This is a genomic window from Armatimonadota bacterium (assembly GCA_025059775.1).
In the GTDB taxonomy this organism is placed as follows: Bacteria; Sysuimicrobiota; Sysuimicrobiia; order Sysuimicrobiales; family Sysuimicrobiaceae; genus Sysuimicrobium.
In genome coordinates, this window is sequence record JANXCW010000048.1 from 1 (window position 1) to 602 (window position 602).

Annotated in this window: 1 protein-coding gene; it reads left to right on the plus strand. The window is 61.6% G+C overall.

The window, feature by feature from the left end:
- Positions 1–132: 132 nt before the first annotated feature.
- Positions 133–602, plus strand: a 470-nt coding sequence (locus tag N0A24_12295; GenBank protein ID MCS7174115.1) for an excinuclease ABC subunit UvrA, incomplete at its 3' end; no start/stop codon positions are given.

Consider the following 602-nt stretch of genomic DNA (forward strand, 5'->3'; position numbering starts at 1 on the left):
CGCCCGAATCGGAAGGCAAGCCGAAACGCGCCCGACGCAAGCGCGCAAATGGCGAATCGTGAGAGGCAGGGGCGAGGTCTGCTCGCCCCTGCGCCTTCTTCCCTAATCGGGAACGGGGAGGAGTGAGGGGAGATGCCGCCAAGATGGGAAATCGCAGGCGAACCCGTCGAAGCCGGGACAGAACTGCTCTTTTCGGAACATTTCGCCTGTCCCGACTGCGGCATTAGCGTAGGCGAGCTGGAGCCGCGCAACTTCTCCTTCAACAGCCCCTATGGAGCCTGCCCCGAATGCACCGGCTTAGGCACGAAAACAGAATTTGACCCCGACCTGATCGCTCCCGACCGCTCGAAATCGATCCGACAGGGCGCCTTGCTGCCGTTTGTCAAACGCGATGGGGAAATGACCGACTGGCGCCTTGCCATGCTCGACGGCGTCGCCAAACGGCTCGGTTTCACCCTCGACACGCCCCTGCAAGACCTCACCGAGGCGCAGTTCCACGCGCTCATGTACGGCACCGAAGGCAATATCACTGTCGCCATCCGCAACCGCTGGGGACGCATCAAGTACATCGACACCGAGTTCGAAGGCGTCATCAACATCCT